16 protein-coding genes are annotated in these 18,676 nt (G+C 70.4%); 9 read left to right on the top strand and 7 right to left on the bottom strand.

Annotated features, from left to right (window positions below):
- Positions 1–79 precede the first annotated feature (79 nt).
- From FB600_RS02520 to FB600_RS02495, 6 genes are all read left to right on the top strand, one after another.
- On the top strand, positions 80–931 hold the full coding sequence (locus FB600_RS02520) for a helix-turn-helix domain-containing protein (RefSeq protein ID WP_105821141.1): 852 nt from the start codon (positions 80–82) through the stop codon (positions 929–931).
- A gap of 541 nt (positions 932–1,472) precedes the next feature.
- The gene (locus FB600_RS02515; RefSeq protein ID WP_145756185.1) at positions 1,473–6,581 is read left to right on the top strand and encodes a trifunctional serine/threonine-protein kinase/ATP-binding protein/sensor histidine kinase; all 5,109 of its coding nucleotides are present in this window, start codon (positions 1,473–1,475) and stop codon (positions 6,579–6,581) included.
- Positions 6,578–6,760, top strand: coding sequence for a hypothetical protein (locus FB600_RS02510; protein ID WP_103692532.1), 183 nt, complete (start codon positions 6,578–6,580; stop codon positions 6,758–6,760). The genes FB600_RS02515 and FB600_RS02510 overlap by 4 nt, the downstream gene beginning before the upstream one ends.
- A 5-nt stretch (positions 6,761–6,765) precedes the next feature.
- Entirely contained in the window at positions 6,766–7,434 is a 669-nt protein-coding gene (locus tag FB600_RS02505) for a response regulator transcription factor (protein WP_145756184.1), read from the top strand.
- Between the two features lie 187 nt (positions 7,435–7,621).
- Positions 7,622–8,017 (top strand): response regulator transcription factor, encoded by a 396-nt coding sequence (locus FB600_RS02500; protein WP_047839831.1) that lies wholly within the window; start codon positions 7,622–7,624, stop codon positions 8,015–8,017.
- A gap of 124 nt (positions 8,018–8,141) precedes the next feature.
- Positions 8,142–9,221 (top strand): sensor histidine kinase, encoded by a 1,080-nt coding sequence (locus tag FB600_RS02495; RefSeq protein ID WP_047839830.1) that lies wholly within the window; start codon positions 8,142–8,144, stop codon positions 9,219–9,221.
- A 187-nt stretch (positions 9,222–9,408) separates the two neighbouring features.
- Here the strand turns inward: FB600_RS02495 and FB600_RS02490 are convergent, their stop codons facing one another.
- From FB600_RS02490 to FB600_RS02470, 5 genes are all read right to left on the bottom strand, one after another.
- A complete protein-coding gene (locus tag FB600_RS02490; protein WP_013690653.1) occupies positions 9,409–9,696 on the bottom strand; it encodes a hypothetical protein in 288 nt (95 codons plus the stop codon).
- Between the two features lie 56 nt (positions 9,697–9,752).
- A complete protein-coding gene (locus FB600_RS02485) occupies positions 9,753–9,986 on the bottom strand; it encodes a DUF4148 domain-containing protein (RefSeq protein ID WP_025097897.1) in 234 nt (77 codons plus the stop codon).
- Positions 9,987–10,061: 75 nt separating this feature from the next.
- Positions 10,062–10,295 carry a DUF4148 domain-containing protein gene (locus FB600_RS02480; RefSeq protein WP_098152749.1) on the bottom strand — a complete coding sequence of 78 codons (234 nt, stop codon included), beginning with the start codon at positions 10,293–10,295 and terminating at the stop codon, positions 10,062–10,064.
- A 457-nt stretch (positions 10,296–10,752) separates the two neighbouring features.
- Positions 10,753–12,516, bottom strand: a complete 1,764-nt coding sequence (locus FB600_RS02475) for a cytochrome c biogenesis protein DipZ (protein WP_096752877.1) — start codon at positions 12,514–12,516, stop codon at positions 10,753–10,755.
- A 297-nt stretch (positions 12,517–12,813) separates the two neighbouring features.
- Positions 12,814–13,314 (bottom strand): DUF3331 domain-containing protein, encoded by a 501-nt coding sequence (locus tag FB600_RS02470; protein ID WP_096751392.1) that lies wholly within the window; start codon positions 13,312–13,314, stop codon positions 12,814–12,816.
- A gap of 546 nt (positions 13,315–13,860) precedes the next feature.
- On the opposite strand from FB600_RS02470, the gene FB600_RS02465 reads away from it, so the two are divergent.
- The 3 genes from FB600_RS02465 to FB600_RS02455 all read left to right on the top strand — a co-directional run bounded on the left by FB600_RS02465 (position 13,861) and on the right by FB600_RS02455 (position 16,570).
- Entirely contained in the window at positions 13,861–15,138 is a 1,278-nt protein-coding gene (locus FB600_RS02465) for an epoxide hydrolase family protein (RefSeq protein WP_096751391.1), read from the top strand.
- Positions 15,139–15,330: 192 nt separating this feature from the next.
- Positions 15,331–15,672 (top strand): DUF4148 domain-containing protein, encoded by a 342-nt coding sequence (locus FB600_RS02460; protein ID WP_096751390.1) that lies wholly within the window; start codon positions 15,331–15,333, stop codon positions 15,670–15,672.
- Positions 15,673–15,766: 94 nt separating this feature from the next.
- The gene (locus FB600_RS02455) at positions 15,767–16,570 is read left to right on the top strand and encodes an alpha/beta fold hydrolase (RefSeq protein ID WP_098183084.1); all 804 of its coding nucleotides are present in this window, start codon (positions 15,767–15,769) and stop codon (positions 16,568–16,570) included.
- A 44-nt stretch (positions 16,571–16,614) separates the two neighbouring features.
- On the opposite strand, the gene FB600_RS02450 is transcribed toward FB600_RS02455, so the two are convergent.
- A complete protein-coding gene (locus FB600_RS02450; RefSeq protein WP_096751386.1) occupies positions 16,615–17,262 on the bottom strand; it encodes a DNA-3-methyladenine glycosylase in 648 nt (215 codons plus the stop codon).
- Between the two features lie 19 nt (positions 17,263–17,281).
- Positions 17,282–18,544 carry a multidrug effflux MFS transporter gene (locus tag FB600_RS02445; RefSeq protein ID WP_096751385.1) on the bottom strand — a complete coding sequence of 421 codons (1,263 nt, stop codon included), beginning with the start codon at positions 18,542–18,544 and terminating at the stop codon, positions 17,282–17,284.
- Positions 18,545–18,676: the final 132 nt, after the last annotated feature.

Genomic DNA, 18,676 nt, shown 5'->3' with positions numbered 1-18,676 from the left:
GCGGCGGCGGGGCATGAACCCCGGTGCTAGAATCCGCGCGAACCGCCGGCCGTCGTCGGCGGTCGTTCAGGGAGCGCGCATGCGGGAATACGATGCGAACCTGGTGTCGAGGTCGGTCACGCGACTGGGCGGCACCAGCATCGAACTGGTCCGGCGCCGCATCGAGGCGGGCGCGCCGGCCAGGCTCCACGTCGCGCACGAGCGGCACGCGATCTACGCCGAAATGAGCCGCGGTTTCGAGTGCGAGCGGCAAGTGGCCGGCGCCGCGCGCGAGCGCTTCGTCAGCGAACCGGGGCTGGTCTCGTTCCGGCCGGCGGGCTCCGAGGTGCGCGGCAGCACGATCGGCGAGGGCATCGTCAGCTACGGCCTGGTGCTGATCGATCCGCGCCAGGATTGGCTGGACGACTTGCAGGGCGCGCTGCGCCCGCTCACGGCGCTGCGCCATGCGCGCCTCGCGGCCGAGCTGGCATCGATGTTCGAGGCCTGCGCGGCCGGCGAAGCCGCCGGCGCCACGCCGTTCGCGGCCCTGCATGCGCAAGGGCGCAGCCTCGCGCTGCTGGCCCTGCTGGCCGACCAGGGCGGCACGGCACCCGCCGTCGATCGCGTCGATGCGCGGCTGGCCGCGGTCACTGCCTGGATCGACGCCCATCTCACGCAGGAATTCTCGCTGGCCGAGCTGGCCGAGGTCGCTCATCTCAGCGTCTCGCAACTGGTGCGCCAGTTCCGCTGCCGGCTCGGCATCACGCCGATGCGCCATGTCTCGAACGCGCGCCTGAAGGAGGCGCAGCGGCTGCTCGCGCAGACCCGCTGGCCGGTCGCGCGAATCGCGGCGCATCTCGGTTATACCGACGCCAGCCATTTCACCAGCCGCTTTCGCGCCAACACCGGCGCCACGCCCGCCGCCTGGCGTCGCCGCTTGCACGGCCGCTAAGGCGAGCGCCGGCGCTCGTCCCGCGGCGTCGGTGCGACGTCCGACATCCATGTCGCGCTCGGCGGAAGCGCAGCCCGGCTGCACCGATCCGCTGCAGATGCAATAAAAACGCATCGACGCAATATTCGACCGGACTGTGGGCTAAACTACTCGCTGCGCCGAACGGGACAGCGCCTGATTTGCGTTTCAAAGAACTGAAGATATTTCATATGCAGCGCGAAGATTGCGCATGTGAATCAAAAAACCTGAAACCGGTTCACTTCGCTGCCATGAAAACGCAAGGCCGGCAAGGGTTTTCGTTGATATGACGAACTCTCGGCAAGTGCCGCTCGACTCGCCAATATCCTGATCATTCCGTCGCGCGCGAGCCCCCATGGGGCATAAGCTTATTCGTTGTATGTGCAATCTAATTGCCTCGCGAATTGTTAATAAAAGTGAGGAAATAATGCCGGGCCGCCGCTATAATCGGTTCGGACTGCTGGACTTCAATAACCGCCCTTGACATCGCCGCGACGTCAGTCGTCATGTTCCGATTCGTCCCATGATTGATCTTTTCAGACGAAGCTTCATCGAGCTCAGCGTCGGCCTGCCGCGCATGGAGCGCGCGCAGGCGCCCGGCGAGCCGCCCTTGCTGGTGGCGGGCCGGGGCAGCGCGACGCCGGCCGCGGTGGCCGCGCTGCAGCGCGAGTTCGCCTTGCGCGACGTGCTCGACGAAGCCTGGAGCGCGGTGCCGCAGGCGCTGATGCCTTATGGCGACGGCGTGCTGTTGGTGCTGGCCGATCGCGGCGGCGAACCCCTGCCGCGCGGCGGCATGGGCGGCGAGGCGCTGCCCGCGTTCTTCGCGCTGGCGCGCGGCATGGTGGCGGCGGTCGGCGAGATGCACGGCGCCGGCCTGATCCATCGCGCGCTCGGTCCCAAGCGTTTTCTCGCCGATCGCGAGGGGCGCGTCTACCTGACCGGCTTCGGCTTCGCGGTGCGCGGCGGCGCGACCCAGGCTGGCCAGGGGCAGCGGGGCAACCCGCTCGGCGCCGGCCGCTGGGCCGACGACGAACTCGAATGGGACGACGAGAGCTTCGTCTACATGGCGCCCGAGCTCGGCGCGCGGATGAACGTGCGCGTCGACGCGCGCGCCGATCTCTATTCGCTCGGCTGCGTGCTCTACGAACTGCTGAGCGGCGTGCCGCCGTTCGAGGCCGGCGACACCGCCACGCGCATCCACGCCCACGCCACGCGCCGGCCCCGGCCGCTGCCCGAGGTGGCGGCAGGCATTCCGCGGCAACTGTCACGCATCGTCTTGAAGCTGCTGGAGAAGGCGCCCGAGCAGCGCTACGCGAACGCGGCGGGCCTGCTCGACGATCTGTGCCGCTGCGAGGAACTCTATCGGCGCGACGGCCGCATCGATCCGTTCGCGCTCGATACGCGCGCGGCGATGCGCTCGCTGCGCCACAGCGAGGTGGTGGTCGGCCGCGAGCGGGAGATCCACGCGCTGCTGTCCCTGCATCGCACCGTGGCCGAGAGCGGCCGCGCGCGCGTCGCCTGGATCTCGGGCCAGTCGGGCATCGGCAAGTCCACCCTGCTGCACGAGGTGGTCTCGCGCATCCAGCGCGAGGGCGCGCCGCTGCTGGCGCGCGGCAAGAGCGAGGAGGGGCGGCGCGGCACGCCCTACGCGATCCTGATCCAGGTGCTGGAGCCGCTGCTGCAGTACGTGCTGGCCTGTCCCGACGAGACCTTCGCCAGTTGGCGCCAGCGCGTGCGAGAGGCCACCACGCCGGTCGGCCGCACGCTGTCCGACTTCCTGCCCACGCTGGCCACCGTGCTCGGCCCGCAGCCGGAGCCGGTCGCGCCGCCCGATGCGCAGCCGGCGCTCGAACGCGAGCGCGTGCTGCAGGGCATGGCGCGGCTGCTGGCCTGCTTCGCCGCGCCGGACCGGCCGCTGGTGCTGCTGCTCGACGACCTGCAATGGACCGACGTCGGCAGCCTGCAAGTGCTCGAGCGCGTGCTGCTGCAGCATGCCGATGCTGCGATCACAGTCATCGGCGCCTTCCGCGGCAACGAGATCGACGATGCCCATGCGCTGCAGGCCTTGTTGCGCTCGCAACGGATTGCCTCGCTGCCGATCGCGCTGGGCCCGCTCGACGCGGCGGCGCTGCACGACCTGGTGGCCAGCGCGCTGAGCGGCGACGCGGCCGCGCTCGAACCGCTGGTGGCCGAGATCGACCGCAAGTCCGGGCGCAATCCCTTCTTCGCGCGCCACCTGCTGCGCGTGCTGGCCGATGACGGCCTGCTCGACTACGACCACGACGCCGCCACCTGGCGCTGGAATCTCGATCACATCGCCCGCCATCGCGGCATCGACGACATGTTCGAGCTGCTGGTGCACAAGCTGGAGCAACTGCCGCCGGCCGCGCAGAGGCTGTCGCGGCTGCTGGCCTGCCTGGGGGACCGCGCCTCGATCGAGCGGCTGTCGATCGCCGCGGGGCTGACGCCGTTCGAGGTGGTGCGCGACCTGCAGCCGGCGCTGGAGGCCGGCACCATCCTCAGCGACGGCGACGACTACGCGTTCGGCCACGACAGCATGCGCGAATCGGCCTATGCCTCGATTCCCGAAGGCGAGCGCGCCGCGCTGCACCTGCTGGTGGCGCGCCGGCTGCTCGGGCACCCGGGCGCGCAGGCCGACGTGTTCGCGATGGCGGCCCAGGTCAACCTGGCGCGCGAGGCGGTCGACGCGCGGCGCGAACGGGCCGCCTTCGCCGCGCTCAATCTCGACGCGGGGCGGCGCGCCAAGGCCGCCACCGCGCATCACTCGGCGCTGGTGTATTTCCGCGCCGCGCTCGACTTCATCGGCGAGGACGACGGCGAGCAGATGGGCCTGGACGCGCGCGTGCTGTGCGGCGAGGCCGAATTCATGACGGGCGCGCTGGAGGCGGCCGAGGCACGGCTCGCGGCGCTCGAGGCGGTGGCCGGCGACGGCATCTTCGGCGCCGACCTGGCGCGCCTGCGCGCGGCGCTCTACACCACGCTGGGCCGCTACGACCTGGCGATGGGCACCGGCCTGGCCTTCCTGCGCCGCGCCGGCATCGAGATCCCGATGCAGCCCGAGGTGGCCGAGGTCGATCGCGAATACGCGCGGCTGCGCGGCTGGCTCGACGAGCACGGCATGGAGGGCCTGCGCGCGCTGCCGGTGGCCGCCGACCCGCTGCGTCGCGCGCTGATGGACATCCTCGCCGACCTGATCCCGCCGGCGATGTACACCGACCAGAACCTGGTCGACCTGATGGTGATGCGCACCGCGACGCTGTCGATCGCCTACGGCCAGTCCGATGCCTCGGCGAACGCCTATACCTGCATGAACCTGGTGTTCGGCGCGCGCTACGGCGACTATTCCTACACGCTCGACTTCGGCCGGCTGGCGCTGTACCTGGTCGACGAGCTGGGCCTGAAGCGCTACCAGGCGCGCGTCTACATGGTGTTCGGCTGCTTCGTGGTGCCCTGGACGCTGCCGGCGCGCTCGGCGCGCGACTACGCGCGGCGCGCCTACACGGTCGCGCTGGAATCGGGCGACCACACCTTCGCGAACTACTGCAGTCCGAACGAAGCGACCGGCATGATCTTCGGCGGCGAGTATCTCGACGACATTCGCGAGACGGTGCGGCGCGGGCTGGTGCTGGCGCGCGACTCGAACTTCCTGCTGGTGATCAACCAGTTGCTCGCGCAATCGAACCTGCTGGCGCGCCTGCAGGACGACCCGGCCGAGCGGCGCGAGCCGCCGCCGCCGGTGCCGGTGGAGGGCGCGCCGGTCACCCTGGTGGACGTGGCCTACTGGGTCTATCGCCTGCAGCTCGGCGTGATGTTCGGCGACGCGGGGGACGCGCTCGAAGCGCGCCGCCGTGCCGAGGCCTGCGTGTGGTTCGGCCGCTCGTTCGCCGAGAGCGGCGACCTGGCCTATTACGGCGCGCTGGCGCTGATCGCGCGGCGCAATCGCGATGCCGACCAGGACGCGGCCCTGCAACGACATATCGACCAGCTCGCGCTTTGGGCCAATGCCTGCCCGGCGAACTTCGTGGCGCGTCGCGACCTGGTGCACGCGGAATGGCTGCGCACCCGCGATCGCGCCGCCGAAGCCGGCGCCGCCTATGCCGCGGCGGTGGCCCACGCGCGGCGTCACGGCTTCACCCAGGTCGAGGCGCTGGCCGCCGAGCTGGCGGGGCGCTTCTACAGCGCGCGCGGCGAGGAGGTGCCGGCGGCCGCCTATCTGCGTCATGCGCGCGGTGCCTGGCAGCGCTGGGGCGCGATGGCCAAGGTCCGGCAGTTGCAGGCCGATCATCCGGCGGTGTTCGAGTCCGATGCGCGCGCCTCGGCCGCCAGCCGGCTGTTCGAGCTCGACGTGCAGGCCGTGCTGCGGATCTCGAACGCGCTGGCCAGCGATATCGTGCCGTCGCGGCTGGTCGAGACGGTGCTGCGCACCGCGCTGGAGAATTCCGGCGCCGGGTATTGCGTGCTCGCGCTGCTGCGCGCCGAGGGTTGGCGCGTGCCGGCGCAGGCCTACGTGCAGGACGGCGAGATCACGGTCACGCAGCAGGGGGCGGGGTTCAGCGCCGAGGTGCTGCCGGTGTCGCTGGTGCAGGCGGTGGCGCGCAAGCAGGACGGCCTGCTGATCGACGACATGCGCGACGCGCCGGCCTTCGAGGAAGACGAGTACGTGCGCCGCTACCGGCCGCGCTCGGTGCTGTGCGTGCCGCTGATGCGGCATGCCACCCTGGTGGGCGTGCTCTACCTGGAGAACAAGCTCGCCGCCAAGGTGTTTACGGCCGCCAAGGCGGCGGTGCTGGAAGTGATCGCGAGCCAGGCCGCGTTCGCGCTGGAGAACGCGCGGCTCTACGAGGAACTGGTCGAGCAGTATGGCCAGCGCGCGCGGGCCGAGGAACAGTTGCGCAATGCGCTGGCCGAACTCGAGCGCGCCAGCCGCCTGAAGGCGATGGGCGAGCTGGTGGCCTCGATCGTGCACGAGGTCGGGCAGCCGATCGCGGCGGTCGACACCTCGGCGAGCGCCGCGCTGCGCTGGCTGAACCGCGAGCCGCCCGATATCGACGAGACGCGCGAGATGCTGCGCTACATCAGCCTCAGCGCGACCCGCGCCAAGACCATCATCCAGGCGCTGCGCGCCAAGGCCCGCAAGGCCGAGCCGCAGTTCACCGCGGTCCACCTGGGCGAGGCGCTGCGCGAGGCCGCCACCCTGGTGGCGGGGCAGCTCGATGCGCTGGAGGTGGCGCTCGAGCTGCGCGGGCTGGAGGCCGGCGTGCAGGTGCTGGGCGACCGGATCCAGCTCCAGCAGGTGGTGATCAACCTGCTGACCAACGGCGCCGAGGCGATGGCCGGGCAGGCGGCGGGCGATCGCCGGCTGGTGCTGTCCTGCGACGAGGAGCCGGGCGGCTGGGCGCGCGTGAGCGTCGACGACCACGGCTGCGGCATCGATCCCGGCATCGCCGGCCGCCTGCTCGAACCGCTGTTCACCACCAAGGACAACGGCATGGGCATGGGTCTCGCGATCTCGCATTCGATCGTCGAGGCGCATGGCGGCTCGCTGACGCTGACGCGGCGCGCCGAGGCCGGCACCCGCGCCAGCTTCGCGCTGCCGCTGCTCGCGCCATGAACCGCCGGCCGCGCCGCTCGATCGACGCGATCGATGTGAACGACGTCACCGACGCGATCGATACGCCGTGCTCGATCGGCCGGGCCTGCCGCATCGGCCGTCCCGTCGCCTGCCGCCGCGGCGGCGCCCCCGAACCCAGGCCGCCCGCGCGGCGGCCGCCTTCACGGGCCATGCCCTGACCACGATGTCCTATTCCCGTCCCCCCGAAAGCGATCCCGCCTTGCGCCGCGATGCCCGCATCGTCTACGTCGTCGACGACGACGAGCTGGTGCGCGGCGCGCTGGCCGGCCTGCTGCGCTCGATCGACCTGGAGGTGCGCGCCTACGGCTCGATCGAGGAGTTCGTCGCCGCGCCGCGCCACGGCGGCCCCGCCTGCCTGGTGCTCGACGTGCGCCTGAAGGGGCAGAGCGGCCTGGCCTTCCAGCGCACCCTGATGGACGACGGCGGCCCGCACATGCCGATCATCTTCATGACCGCCTATGGCGACATCCCGATGACGGTCAAGGCGATGAAGGCCGGCGCGATGGATTTCCTCGCCAAGCCGTTCCGCGACCAGGACATGATCGACGCGGTGATCAGCGCGCTGGAGCGCGACGCGGCGCGCCTGGCCACCGACCGCCAGCTCGGCGAGACGCGCGCCTGCTGGGAATCGCTGACGCCGCGCGAGCGCGAGGTGCTGCGGCACGTGGCCGATGGGCTGATGAACAAGCAGATCGCCGCCAGCATGGGGATCGCCGAGATCACCGCGAAGATCCATCGCGGCCAGGCCATGCGCAAGATGAACTCGCGCTCGGTGGCCGAGCTGGTGCGCAAGATGGAAGCGCTCGGCATCGAGCGGCTGGCGCCGCGCTAGCGCGGCGCCAGCCGCCCCGTCGCGAGAACGCCCGCCCGGCGCGGCTTGCGGCCAGCCACGCGGGCGCGCGGCGGGGCCACCCTATACTTCGATATGATGGTTGGCGCCTCCCGCGCCGCGGTACTCTAGTCCCCGGACGATGGTCGGATGAGCCGCCTCGTTCACCAGGTCATGAGCGAGATTTCTTTTGTCCGTAGACGCCAACCAGCTCGTATCCATCGTCGACGACGATCCGTTCGTGCGTGCCGCCACCAGCAGTCTGGTGCGTTCGTTCGGCTGGAATGCGCGCGTGTTCGCGACCGCGGACGAATTCCTCGCATCGGATACGCTCGCGGCCACCGGCTGCCTGGTCTGCGACGTGCAGATGCCCGGCACCGACGGCGTCGAGCTGCTCTCGCTGCTCGAAGCGCGCGGCATCCTGATCCCCACCGTCTTCATCACCGCGTTCGCCTCGGGCCGCACGCTCGAGCGCGCCAGCGCGAGCCGCGCGCTGTGCGTGATCGACAAGCCGATCGACGCCTCGGAGCTGGAGTCGTGGATCGGCCGCGCGCTCGGCCTGTGGCCCGGGCCGCCCGCGACCTGAACCTGCGCATCGCCCGATAAACCTTGGTAGGGGGTGGACGCCCTCTCGTCTGATAGCGCAGCTCCCGGCGGCCATGGTGTCATGTGCACCGTGCCTTCGATCCGATCGAGACGGGAGAACCGGAATGAACAGGACCCTGACCTTGCTGCGTAGCAACGCCCTCGAGTTGTCCGCGCGTCCCCGCGCGCTTGCCGCCATGCCGCTCTTGCGATTGCGCCGGCTGACCCGCAGCGTCGCCTATCGCGGCCATCGCCATGCGGCGCTGGTGCGGATCGGCTTCATGTGCGCCACGCTGGCCGTCAACGGCGCGATGGCGCTGAGCATGCAGCGGCCCTATGCGCACCTGCTGATGATGACGCTGATGATCGTGCCCGGCACCGGCTTCGCGCTGCTGGCCGCCCACGCGCTGGCGCGCCTGCGCGGCCAGCGCCGGCGCATCGCGCGGCTCGCCGCGGCGCTGGAACGGCAGTGCCGCGAGGGCACGCGCGCGGCCTTGCCGCCCGACGGCGGCGCGGCGCTCGACCGGCTGATCGAGGCGATCAACGGCACCGGCCGGCAGGCGGCCGAGCGCGAGGCCGAGCTGCTGGTGGTGCAGGCCGCCTATGCGCACGACCTGCGCACGCCGCTCACGCGCATCGGCCTGCGCAGCGAGATGCTCGACGACACGGCGATGCGCGACGCGATGGCCGGCGATCTCGCCGAGATGAACGAACTGGTGGAGGCCAGCCTGGCCTGCGCGCGGACCCAGTCGGGCGGGCTCGAATCGCCGCGCCGGGTCGACGCGGATCGCATGTTCGATGCGCTGGTCGACAATTATCACGACGCGGGGCGCGTGGTCGAACTGGATGGCCGGGTCGGCCGGCCGATCGTCACCTGCCCGCATGCGCTGCGCCGCGTGCTGATGAACCTGATCGACAATGCGCTGCGCTACGGCACCGACGTGCGCCTGCGCGTGCGCGTGGAGGCCCAGCACCTGGTGCTCGCGGTGCTCGATTCGGGGCCCGGCATCGCGCCTTCGCAACTGGCGGCGGTGTTCGAACCTTGGTATCGCGCGCCGGAATCAGCCGCGAAGGCGAAGGGTTCGGGCCTGGGCCTGGCGATCGCGCGCCGGCTGGTGAAGGCGATGCGCGGCGATCTTCAACTGCGCAATCGTCGGGGCGGCGGGCTCGAGGCCACCTTGCGGCTGCCGCTGGTGATCGCCTGAGGATCGCGAGGCGGTGGCGTCGAGGCGATTCGACTGCATCTCGAGAGCGGCAGGCGCCGCTTGATTGCCTGACGGCCGGCGGCGTCGCGGGGTTCCGCGCCGGCCGCCGTATTGCTCGATGACGAAAGGCATGGCGTTTCGCGTGCTGCCTGGCGAAGCGACATCCCGGGACGGAGATCCGAGTCCGTCAGTGATGCGCATAGAGCGAGGCCGTGTCGACCGGCACGAGACGCGCGCCCGATTCCGCGCCGGCATGGCCTTCGGCGCCATACGCGGTGTTCGCGACATCGGCCTGATCCATCATCCATTGCGCCGCTTCGGCGTGGAGCGTCTGCGCGCTCTGCCCGCGCTGCGATGCCGGCGCGCCGGCGAGCGGGTCGTAGTGCGGGGCCGGGCCGTAGCCGCTGGCGAAGGCGGCCGGGGCCGCGGCGATACCGGCGGCGACGATCGCCGCGATCAGGTAGGGCTTGAACATGGTGCTTTACCTCGAGTCGATGAGTATGAGAGTGGACGGTCGCTGGTTCGCGGCGTTCAGCTGCCGCGATAGAGGTCCTGCAGGGCGGCGAGCTGGCCGTCCTTCTGCGCCTCGACCAGCTGGGCGCGGACTTCGGCACGCGTGAGCGGATGGTTCATGGCGCGGGCGACCTGCGTTTGCACGCTGTCCTGGGCCGGGGCCGATTGGGCGGGCATCGCGGCGAAGGCGCTGGCTGCCGTGGCGGACAGGGCGGCGACGGCGAGCGACAGGACGAGTTTCGAGGCTTTCATGGTGTTCTCCAGTTTCAGTGAGTGTTCGGCAGTGCTTGGGTGAAGGTCGGGTGATGCTGCGTGACTGCGCGCGGATCAGCTGCCGCGATAGAGGTTCTGCAGGGCGGCGAGCTGGCCGTCCTTCTGTGCCTCGACCAGCTGGGCGCGGACTTCGGCACGCGTGAGCGGATGGTTCATGGCGCGGGCGACCTGCGTTTGCACGGTGCCCTGGGCCGGAGCCGATTGGGCGGGCACCGAGGCGAAGGCCGAGGAAGCGGCGGCGAACGAGGCGGCGAGGGCAAACGACAGGGCGATCTTCGAGACTTTCATGGTGTTCTCCTGGAACGGTTCAGTGGTCGGTGGTGCGTCGGGGTTTCGCGTCGTCCGGTCGTTGCCGGCCGGGTGACTGGCCGGTTTGCGTTTGCGTCCGGCGTGAAAGCATTACAACCGCCGCACGTATCTCGTGTGTTTCGTCGAACCGGGTTTGTTGCAAGCACATGTATCGGATACGCGGGCGGATACGTTGCGACACACATCTCGGGGCGGTAGGGATTCCGACCCGGTATTTCCGGAATGCGAAAGCGGGGAAGCCGTTGGAGTGGCTTGTCGGAAGGGCATGGACGGGGTATGGCAGGCGCGGGCCCACCAAGGGCCGCCAGGGTCGTCAGGGCCCGCCACGGCCTGCTATGGCCGCTATGGCGCCCCACATGAACGAAACCCCGAATCGCCTGACCGGCGATCCGGGGTTTTTGCCTTCCGCCGCCGGTAGGCCCCGGCAGCGCCACGCTCAACCAAAGGTGAAACTGAAGGCCTTGGCGCCCGGATCGAGGAATTCGATCGTGAAGGTATGGTCGCGTACCGGCCCGCGCTGGCGCACCAGTTGATACAGGCGCGAGGCGTCGATGCTGCCGCTGCCGTCGGCGGCGACATCGGCGCCATGCGCGTCGCCGGGCGGCGCGCCGTCGATGCTCACGCGAAAGCGCAGCGGCCGGCCGTCGGCGCCGGGCCCGAGCACCAGGTGCAGGTCGCGCGCGTGGAAGCGGTAGCTCAGGCGCGCGCCCGGCGCGGCCGCCACCGCCGATTCGGCGCCCACGTTCCATTGCCCGGCCAGGGCGAAGGTATTGAGCGCGAGCCGCGCCGGCGTGCTGTAGGCCGCGTCGTGGTCGGGCCGCACCGGCTCGGGCGAGGCGAAACCCTGCGCCTGGCGGTAGCCCACGTAGGTTTCCTCCGAGCCGATGTCGTCGGGGTCGGCCGGTGCCAGGGCGCCGGTCGCCACCGGCGCGCCGCCGTCGGCCGCCGGCATGCCGTGGCCGGCGTCGGCCAGCAACTGCCGGATCGCGTGCTCGGCGTCGTCGTAGCCGCCCTCGCCGAAGTGGTGGAAGCGGATCCGGCCGTTCGCGTCGGCGATATAGAAGGCCGGCCAGTACTGGTTGTCGAACGCCTGCCAGATCCGGTAGTCGTTGTCGGTCGCGACCGGGTAATGGATGCCGAGGTCCTTCAGCGCGCGGCGCACGTTGCCGGGATCGCGCTCGAAGCCGAACTCGGGCGTGTGCACGCCGATCACCACCAGGCCGTCCTTGCCGTAGCGCTCGGCCCAGGTCTTCAGGTAGGGCAGCGTGCGCAGGCAGTTGATGCAGGAATAGGTCCAGAAGTTGACCACCACCACCTTGCCGCGCAAGGCATCGCGCGTGAGCGGCGGCGAATCGAGCCAGCCGCTCGCGCCGTCGAGCATCGGCAACTCGCCCTCGTCGCGCAGGCGGATCGGCGCGGCGGCCGGTGCCGCCGGCGGCGTCTGGCGCGTGGCCTTGCCCTGGTCGTCGGCGCCGCGCTTGCCGAGCAGGCCCACCAGGCGCGTCTCGAGCCCGCTGGTGGGGGTGCTCGGCAGTTGCGCGAGCGCCTGCGTATCGAAGCCGAGCGCGATCGCGCCGGCCGCGAGCAGCACCGCCGCGCCCGTCGCGCGACGCAGGCGCTCGCCGAAGCCGGCGCGGCGCTTGAGCGTCTGCATCGCCCGCTGGCCGAGCCCGGAGATCACGACCAGCGAGCCCGCGCCGCCGGCCGCATAGGCGGCCAGCGCCGCGATGGTCCACCACGACAGCCCATGCAGTGCCGCGCCGGTGAGGATCAGGCCGAGCACGGGGCCGGCGCAGGGCGCCCACAGCAGCCCGGTGGCCACGCCGACCAGGGCGGCCGACAGCACGCCGCGGCGCGGGCCGGCCTGCAGAGAGCGGCCGATGATCGAGTTGGCGGCCCGCGTCAGCGGCTGGCCGACGCGGGCGGCCAGGGCCGGGAACAACAGCGCGACGCCGAACAGCGCGAAGCCGCCGAGCGCGAGCCAGCGCCCGTAGCGGCTGAGCTGCGCGATGCCGCCCAGGCCGGCCGCGCCGAGGCCCGTGACCAGCGCGAAGCTGGCCGCCAGGCCGATCAGCAGCGGCAGGCGGGTGCGAACGAAGGGGCCGTCGGTCCTGGCGAACACGAAGGGCACCACGGGCAGGATGCAGGGGCTCAGTACCGTGAGCACGCCGGCAAGGAAGGCGATGAGTATCAGCAACATGATCGGATCCGGGTCGAGGTCGGTGGTCGCGCGGCTGGCGCCGGGGCGGGCCGCGTGAGGCAGGGAGGACACGGGAAGGATTTCAGCGCGCGGGTGTATCCGGGGCTTGTCCGCCGCGCGGGATTTGCGCAAGCGTCTGTAACGGGCGGCGTGCGATACACACTCGGATACAAAACGGGCGCTCGCCTCGGGGGAGGGAGCGCCCGCGAAATCCGGGCGCCGGCACGAACACGCGCCGGGCCCGGCAGGAGACTTGCCGGGTCATCCGCGGGCCTCGGGGGCCCGTCTGCCTGCTTGTCAGCGGACCTGCCCGAGCAGGGCGCCGGCCTGGCGGCGGCAGGCCGCGTTCGCGATCGGCAACTCGATGCCGGCGTCGATCACCGAGGACAGGATCATCCACGGGTAGTCGGCCGGTTCGTTGGCATCGCGCTTGCGCGGCCGGAACACGCGGCTGCCGCGCGGGATCTCGCGGCCGGTCAAGGCGCAGACGGCGGGGCCGTGCGACAGCGCGGTATGCCAGATCTGTTCGGAATGCTTGCCGAAGCGCGGATCGCTCCAGGTCACCGTGATCGAGCCCGGCGAGGGCCGGTCGATCACGGCGACATGATCCGGGCACAGACGCGCGTCGAACGGACATTCGCGCGCGGCGGCGGCCTCGTCGCGTGCCGGACCTGCGGCGCGCCGCCGTGCCGGGCGCGCCGGCAGACCGCCCACGGGCGGGAACAGCATGTCGAGCAGCGCGCGCGCCGCGATGTCGTCACAGGCGAGACCGGGCAGTTCATGGGCGGTCGGCATCATCGATATCTCTCCAGTCGTCAGGGGCGGGGGGCGAGCCGGGCGGGCCGGATCGCGTTGGCGTCGTCAAGGTGGCGGCGCACTTGCCAGGCGGTTCCGGGCGAGCCGGAATCGATCGGCAGCAGCAGGTGAACCGATGGGAAAAGCATAGCGGCGGCACCTATGCCGATTCCATGAGACCTGCATCTGCCGCTTCCCATGCATTGATATCGAGGCCTTAATACCTTCGTATGAGCGGTATTGCGCGGCCATGCGAAGCCGCGCGCGCGAATGGCGCGCGACGGCGCCCGGCGTGCCGCATGCAGGTGACTGTCGCGCAAGGGAATTCCCTGGCGGCGTCGGCGTGTCGTGTACGCGGCCAAGGCGTAAAGGCGAAGCGAAAAAGATCAGGAAAACTCAGCGTTTCGGTCGGGCGGATACAAAGCGGTACATGACGCACACATGCCCGATACATTGAATCTTTCCAATGGCTGTCACCGCCACGGCCAACCGGCATCGCGACGAGCCGGCGACGCGGTCTGATCAACCACTGGAACAAGGATAAGAACCATGTCTCACTCCGAGTTTTCTCCGATGCGGCGCCACCTGCTCGCGGCATCGGCCGCGGCCGGCGCGCTGGGCATGCTGCCCGCCGCGGCGCGCGCGGCCGCGGGCAATACCGCGATTCGCCCCTTCAGCGCCCGCGTGCCCGATGCCGACCTGGTCGAACTGCGCCGCCGCATCGCCGCCACGCGCTGGCCGTCGCGCGAGACCGTGGCCGACGAATCGCAGGGCGTGCGTCTGGCGCGCATGCAGCAGCTGATCCAGTACTGGGGCACCGACTACGACTGGCGCAAGGGCGAGGCCAGGCTCAACGGCTTCCCGATGTTCGTGACCGAGATCGACGGGCTCGATATCCAGTTCATCCACGTGCGCTCGCGCCACGAGAACGCGATGCCGCTGATCATGACCCACGGCTGGCCCGGCTCGATCTTCGAGCTGCTGAAGGCGATCGGCCCCTTGTCGGACCCGACGGCATATGGCGCGAGCGCCGACGATGCCTTCCATGTGGTGGTGCCGTCGCTGCCCGGTTTCGGGTTCTCGGGCAAGCCGACCGGGACCGGCTGGGGCTCGGACCATATCGCGCGCGCCTGGGGCGAGCTGATGGCGCGCCTGGGCTACACGCGCTTCGTCTCGCAAGGCGGCGATTGCGGCTCGGTGGTCTCGCATCGCATGGCGATGCAGAAGGTGAAGGGGCTGATCGGCATCCACGTGAACATGCCGGCCACCGTGCCGCCCGAGATCGCCAGGCTGTTGCAGCTCGACGCGCCGGCGCCGGCCGGGCTGTCGCCGAAGGAGAAGGCCGCCTACGACAAGCTCGGCACCTTCTATCGCGACAACTGCGGCTACTCGGCGATGATGGTCACGCGCCCGCAGACGGTCGGCTACGCGCTGGCCGATTCGCCCTCGGGTCAGGCCGCGTGGATGTACGACAAGATCTCGCAATGGACCTACAGCGGCGGCGTGCCCGAGCGCTCGCTGACGCGCGACGAGATCCTCGACGACATCTCGCTGTACTGGCTGACCGACTCGGCCACCTCGGCCGCGCAGATCTACTGGGAAGACCATTCGAACAACTTCAATGCCGTCGACATCTCCCTGCCGACCGCGATCACGGTGTTCCCGGGCGAGATCTACCAGGCGCCGCGCAGTTGGGCCGAGCGCGCCTATCACAAGCTGATCTATTTCAACGAGGTCGACAAGGGCGGCCACTTCGCGGCCTGGGAGGAACCGCTGCTGTTCGCGCAGGAAGTGCGGGCCGGTTTCCGGCCGCTGCGCAACGCCTGACCCGGCCCGATCGGGCGGTGGATTTGTAGCGTTTCGTATCGGGGGCCGCGGTGGAAAAACTGGCTTGCACGGCAGGCCCCGCGCGGAAACATTCCGGATACGTCCGGCGGTTCAAATGGCTTCATGCGGACGACGCGCGAAATGCGCCGCTGCCGAACCCCACAACCCATCGTCCGATATCAGGAGAAACGCATGAACGCCACCCGATTGCTCGCCCTTGCCGCGCTTGCCTGCGCGCCCGTGCTGTCGTTCGCCGGCAGCACGCCGGGCCTGACGCGCGCCGAGGTGCGCGCCGACCTGGTCCGCATCGAGCAGGCCGGCTATCGCCCGGCCGGCGACGACGCGCAATATCCGCTGGACCTGCAGGCCGCGCTGGTGCGTGTGCGCAGCGACCAGAACAGCCCGTCGCTGTCGCAGTTCGATGCCGACGACGAGCGCGCGCCGAAGCCGGCCGCGCATCGTCGCTCGACGGCTCGATCGCAGGCGGCGCGCGACGAGGTGCCGGGCTTCGGTGCGGTGTACGCGCATTCCTGATGCAAGGACGGTTGGCCTGGCGCCCGCCGCTTCGGCGGCGCAGGCATTCGCCGTTCACGACTTATTTCGACAATCCATGGAAGGGGGAGTAACGATGAAGGTTTCGATCAAGGGGATGCTGATCTCGGCCGCGCTGGCCGGCGGTGTGTTCGCGGGCGCGACCGGCGTGGCGAGCGCCGCGCCGGTGGCCGACCTCAAGGGCACCAATGTCGTGCTGGTGCACGGCGCGTTCGCCGACGGCTCGAGCTGGAGCAAGGTGATTCCGCTGCTGGAGGCCCGCGGCCTGCACGTGGTGGCGGTGCAGAATCCGCTCAGCTCGCTGGCCGACGACGTGGCGGCCACCCGGCGCGTGATCGAGCAGCAGGACGGGCCGGTGGTGCTGGTCGGCCATTCCTGGGCCGGCGTGGTGATCAGCCAGGCGGGCAACGAGGAGAAGGTCAAGTCGCTGGTCTACGTGGCGGCCTTCGCGCCCGACAACGGCCAGTCGATCGCCGACCTGACCAAGGACGCGCCGCCGCCGGCCTGGGTGGGCGAGCTGCGCAAGGATTCGGCGGGTTTCATGACGCTCTCCGACAAGGCGATCCACGAGGACTTCGCGCCCGACCTGCCGCGCGCCCAGCAGGATGTCGTGGCGGCCACGCAGGGGCCGTGGTTCGGCGGCTGCATCGAGGACAAGGTCACGCAGGCGGCCTGGCACGACAAGCCGTCGAGCTTCGTGGTGGCGACCCGGGACATGATGATCGATCCGAAGCTGCAGCAGCGGATGGCCGAGCGGATCGGCGCGACGATCACGCGCGTGGGCGCGAGCCATGTGGAGATGCTGAGCCAGCCGCGGGCGGTGGCCGATGCGATCGTGGCGGCGGCCGAGCGGGTGCGCGGCGAGGGGGCGGGGAAGTAAGGGCGCGGGCGAGGGCGGCCGTGGGCGGCGTGGCGTGTGCTTCGCTACGCCGAAGCCATCCCCGAGCCCCCATTCACCACCGCCGTTCCCGACACGAATCGGCTCCCCGGCACGCTCCACCGCCACGGAAAATCCTTCGCGACGCTGATCCCGATCCGCGTGCTGCAAGCCGGGTTTTCCGGCGGCGCGGTGCCGTCGTCCACCACCGCGAACCCCTCGTCGGCGCGTATCAGATCGACTCCATCCTGGGCGCCGGTGATTGCCAGCGCCTGCGTGAGCCGTGCCGGCCCGCGACACAGATCCCGATCGCGAATCCGCTCGCCACGCGCCGCGCGCATCGCCGCCAGCCCATGCAGCGGTTCCAGCGCGCGGATCAGCACGCCGCTGCCGTCGCCCTCGGGGCCGCACACGCAGTTGGCGCACCAGTGCATGCCGTAGGTGAAGTAGACATACATGTGCCCCGGCGGCCCGAACATGGTGGCGTTGCGCCGGGTCTTGCCGCGATAGGTATGCGCGGCCGGATCGATCGCGCCGAGATAGGCCTCCACCTCGACGATGCGGCCGGCCCGGCCATCGGCCGCGGCCAGCACCTTGTTGAGCAGTTGCGGCGCGACTTCCAGCGGGCTGCGCAGGAAAAAATCGCGCGCGAGCCGCTTGCCCGGCCAGCGTTGCGCGTTGGTTCGCGAACCCATGCCGCGGCGGGCGGCCGGCTCAGGCCGTCTCGCCGCGGCAGGCCACCGGCTGCTGCGGCTTGGCTTGGGCCAGGTGGCGCAGCAGCTTGCCGACCATCACCACCACCACCACGGCGAGAATCACGAAGAACACCGCCAGCGGCGTGAGCTCGCGCACCGACACGAAGCCGGCCAGCCCCATCATCGCCGAGGACACCAGCAGCAGCGCGCAGCCGAGGATCGCGCTGGTCAGCCCGGCGATATGCGGGAACAGCGAGTTGCCCTTGGCCATCAGCGTCGGGTACATCGCGCCGGCGCAGAAGCCCATCACCAGCACCGGCAGCGCCAGGGTCCAGACGCGCAGGCCGATGGTCAGCGCGAACACCAGCATCGCCACCGAGGCCGCGGCCATCACGTAGGCGCCGATGCGCAGGCGCTGCTCCGAAGTCGGCAGCGCCGCGCTGTGGATCCGGTTCGACAGGCCGCCGAAGAAGTACATCGCGCCGATCGCCAGCGCCAGGTAGCCGAAGTAGGTGGGCGGCTTGTGCAGCGTGCTCTGCACCATGAATGGCCCGATGATGTTGAACACCAGCAGGATGCTGTAGCACACGCCCTGCGCCAGGAAGCAGCTCTGGAACACCGGGCTCGACAGCACCTTGCCGGCATTCGTCACCAGCGTGCGCGGCTCCAGCTTCACCGGTTTGGGCAGGGTCTCGCGATAGCGCCACAGCAGCGCCCACATGATCAGCGAATAGACCAGCAGGAACACCAGGCAGGCCTTCCAGCCGAACCATTCCTGCAGGTGCGCGCCGATCACGGGCGCGATGATCGGCGCCAGCCCCCAGGCGATCGACATGTAGGTGAAGGCATGCATCAGCGCCTGGCCGGAGAACGAATCGGTGATGATCGCCTTGGCCAGCAGGTTGGTGGTGGCGATGCCGAAGCCCTGCAGGCAGCGCGCCAGCACGAAGGTTTCCAGGTTCGGCGCGCCCAGCGAGAGCAGGCAGCCGATGGTGTAGATCACCAGGCCGAAGGCGAGCACGCGCTTGCGTCCATAGGCGTCGGCCACCGGGCCGAAGATCAGTTGGCCCAGCGCGTAGGCCGCCATGTAGCCCGATACGCTCGACTGGATCGCCTGCGGCGAGGTCGAGAAGAAATGCGCCATGGCCGGCAGGGCGGGCACGTAGATGTCGATCGCGAGCTGCCCGGCGGAGGCGAACAGGCAGATCAGGAACAGCAGGAAACGGGGGGAGTTCGTCGCGCGCTGGGCGGTGACGCTACGGCTGGCAGTATCGTGGTTCATGACGGCATCGAGAGGGCGGAGCGGCGGCGCGGGCCGGGACCGTTCGGCTGGCGAACGGCGGCGCGGAGGCGTCGCCGACGCATATTGTGCCTGTCGTTTGAAAACTCGATGCGAATCCCTGTTTTGGGGCAG

Source organism: Burkholderia sp. SJZ089, from assembly GCF_007828315.1.
Taxonomy (GTDB): Bacteria; Pseudomonadota; Gammaproteobacteria; order Burkholderiales; family Burkholderiaceae; genus Burkholderia; species Burkholderia gladioli.
The sequence above is the reverse complement of the archived record's forward strand: the minus strand, read 5'-3'. Positions and strand labels throughout refer to the sequence as shown.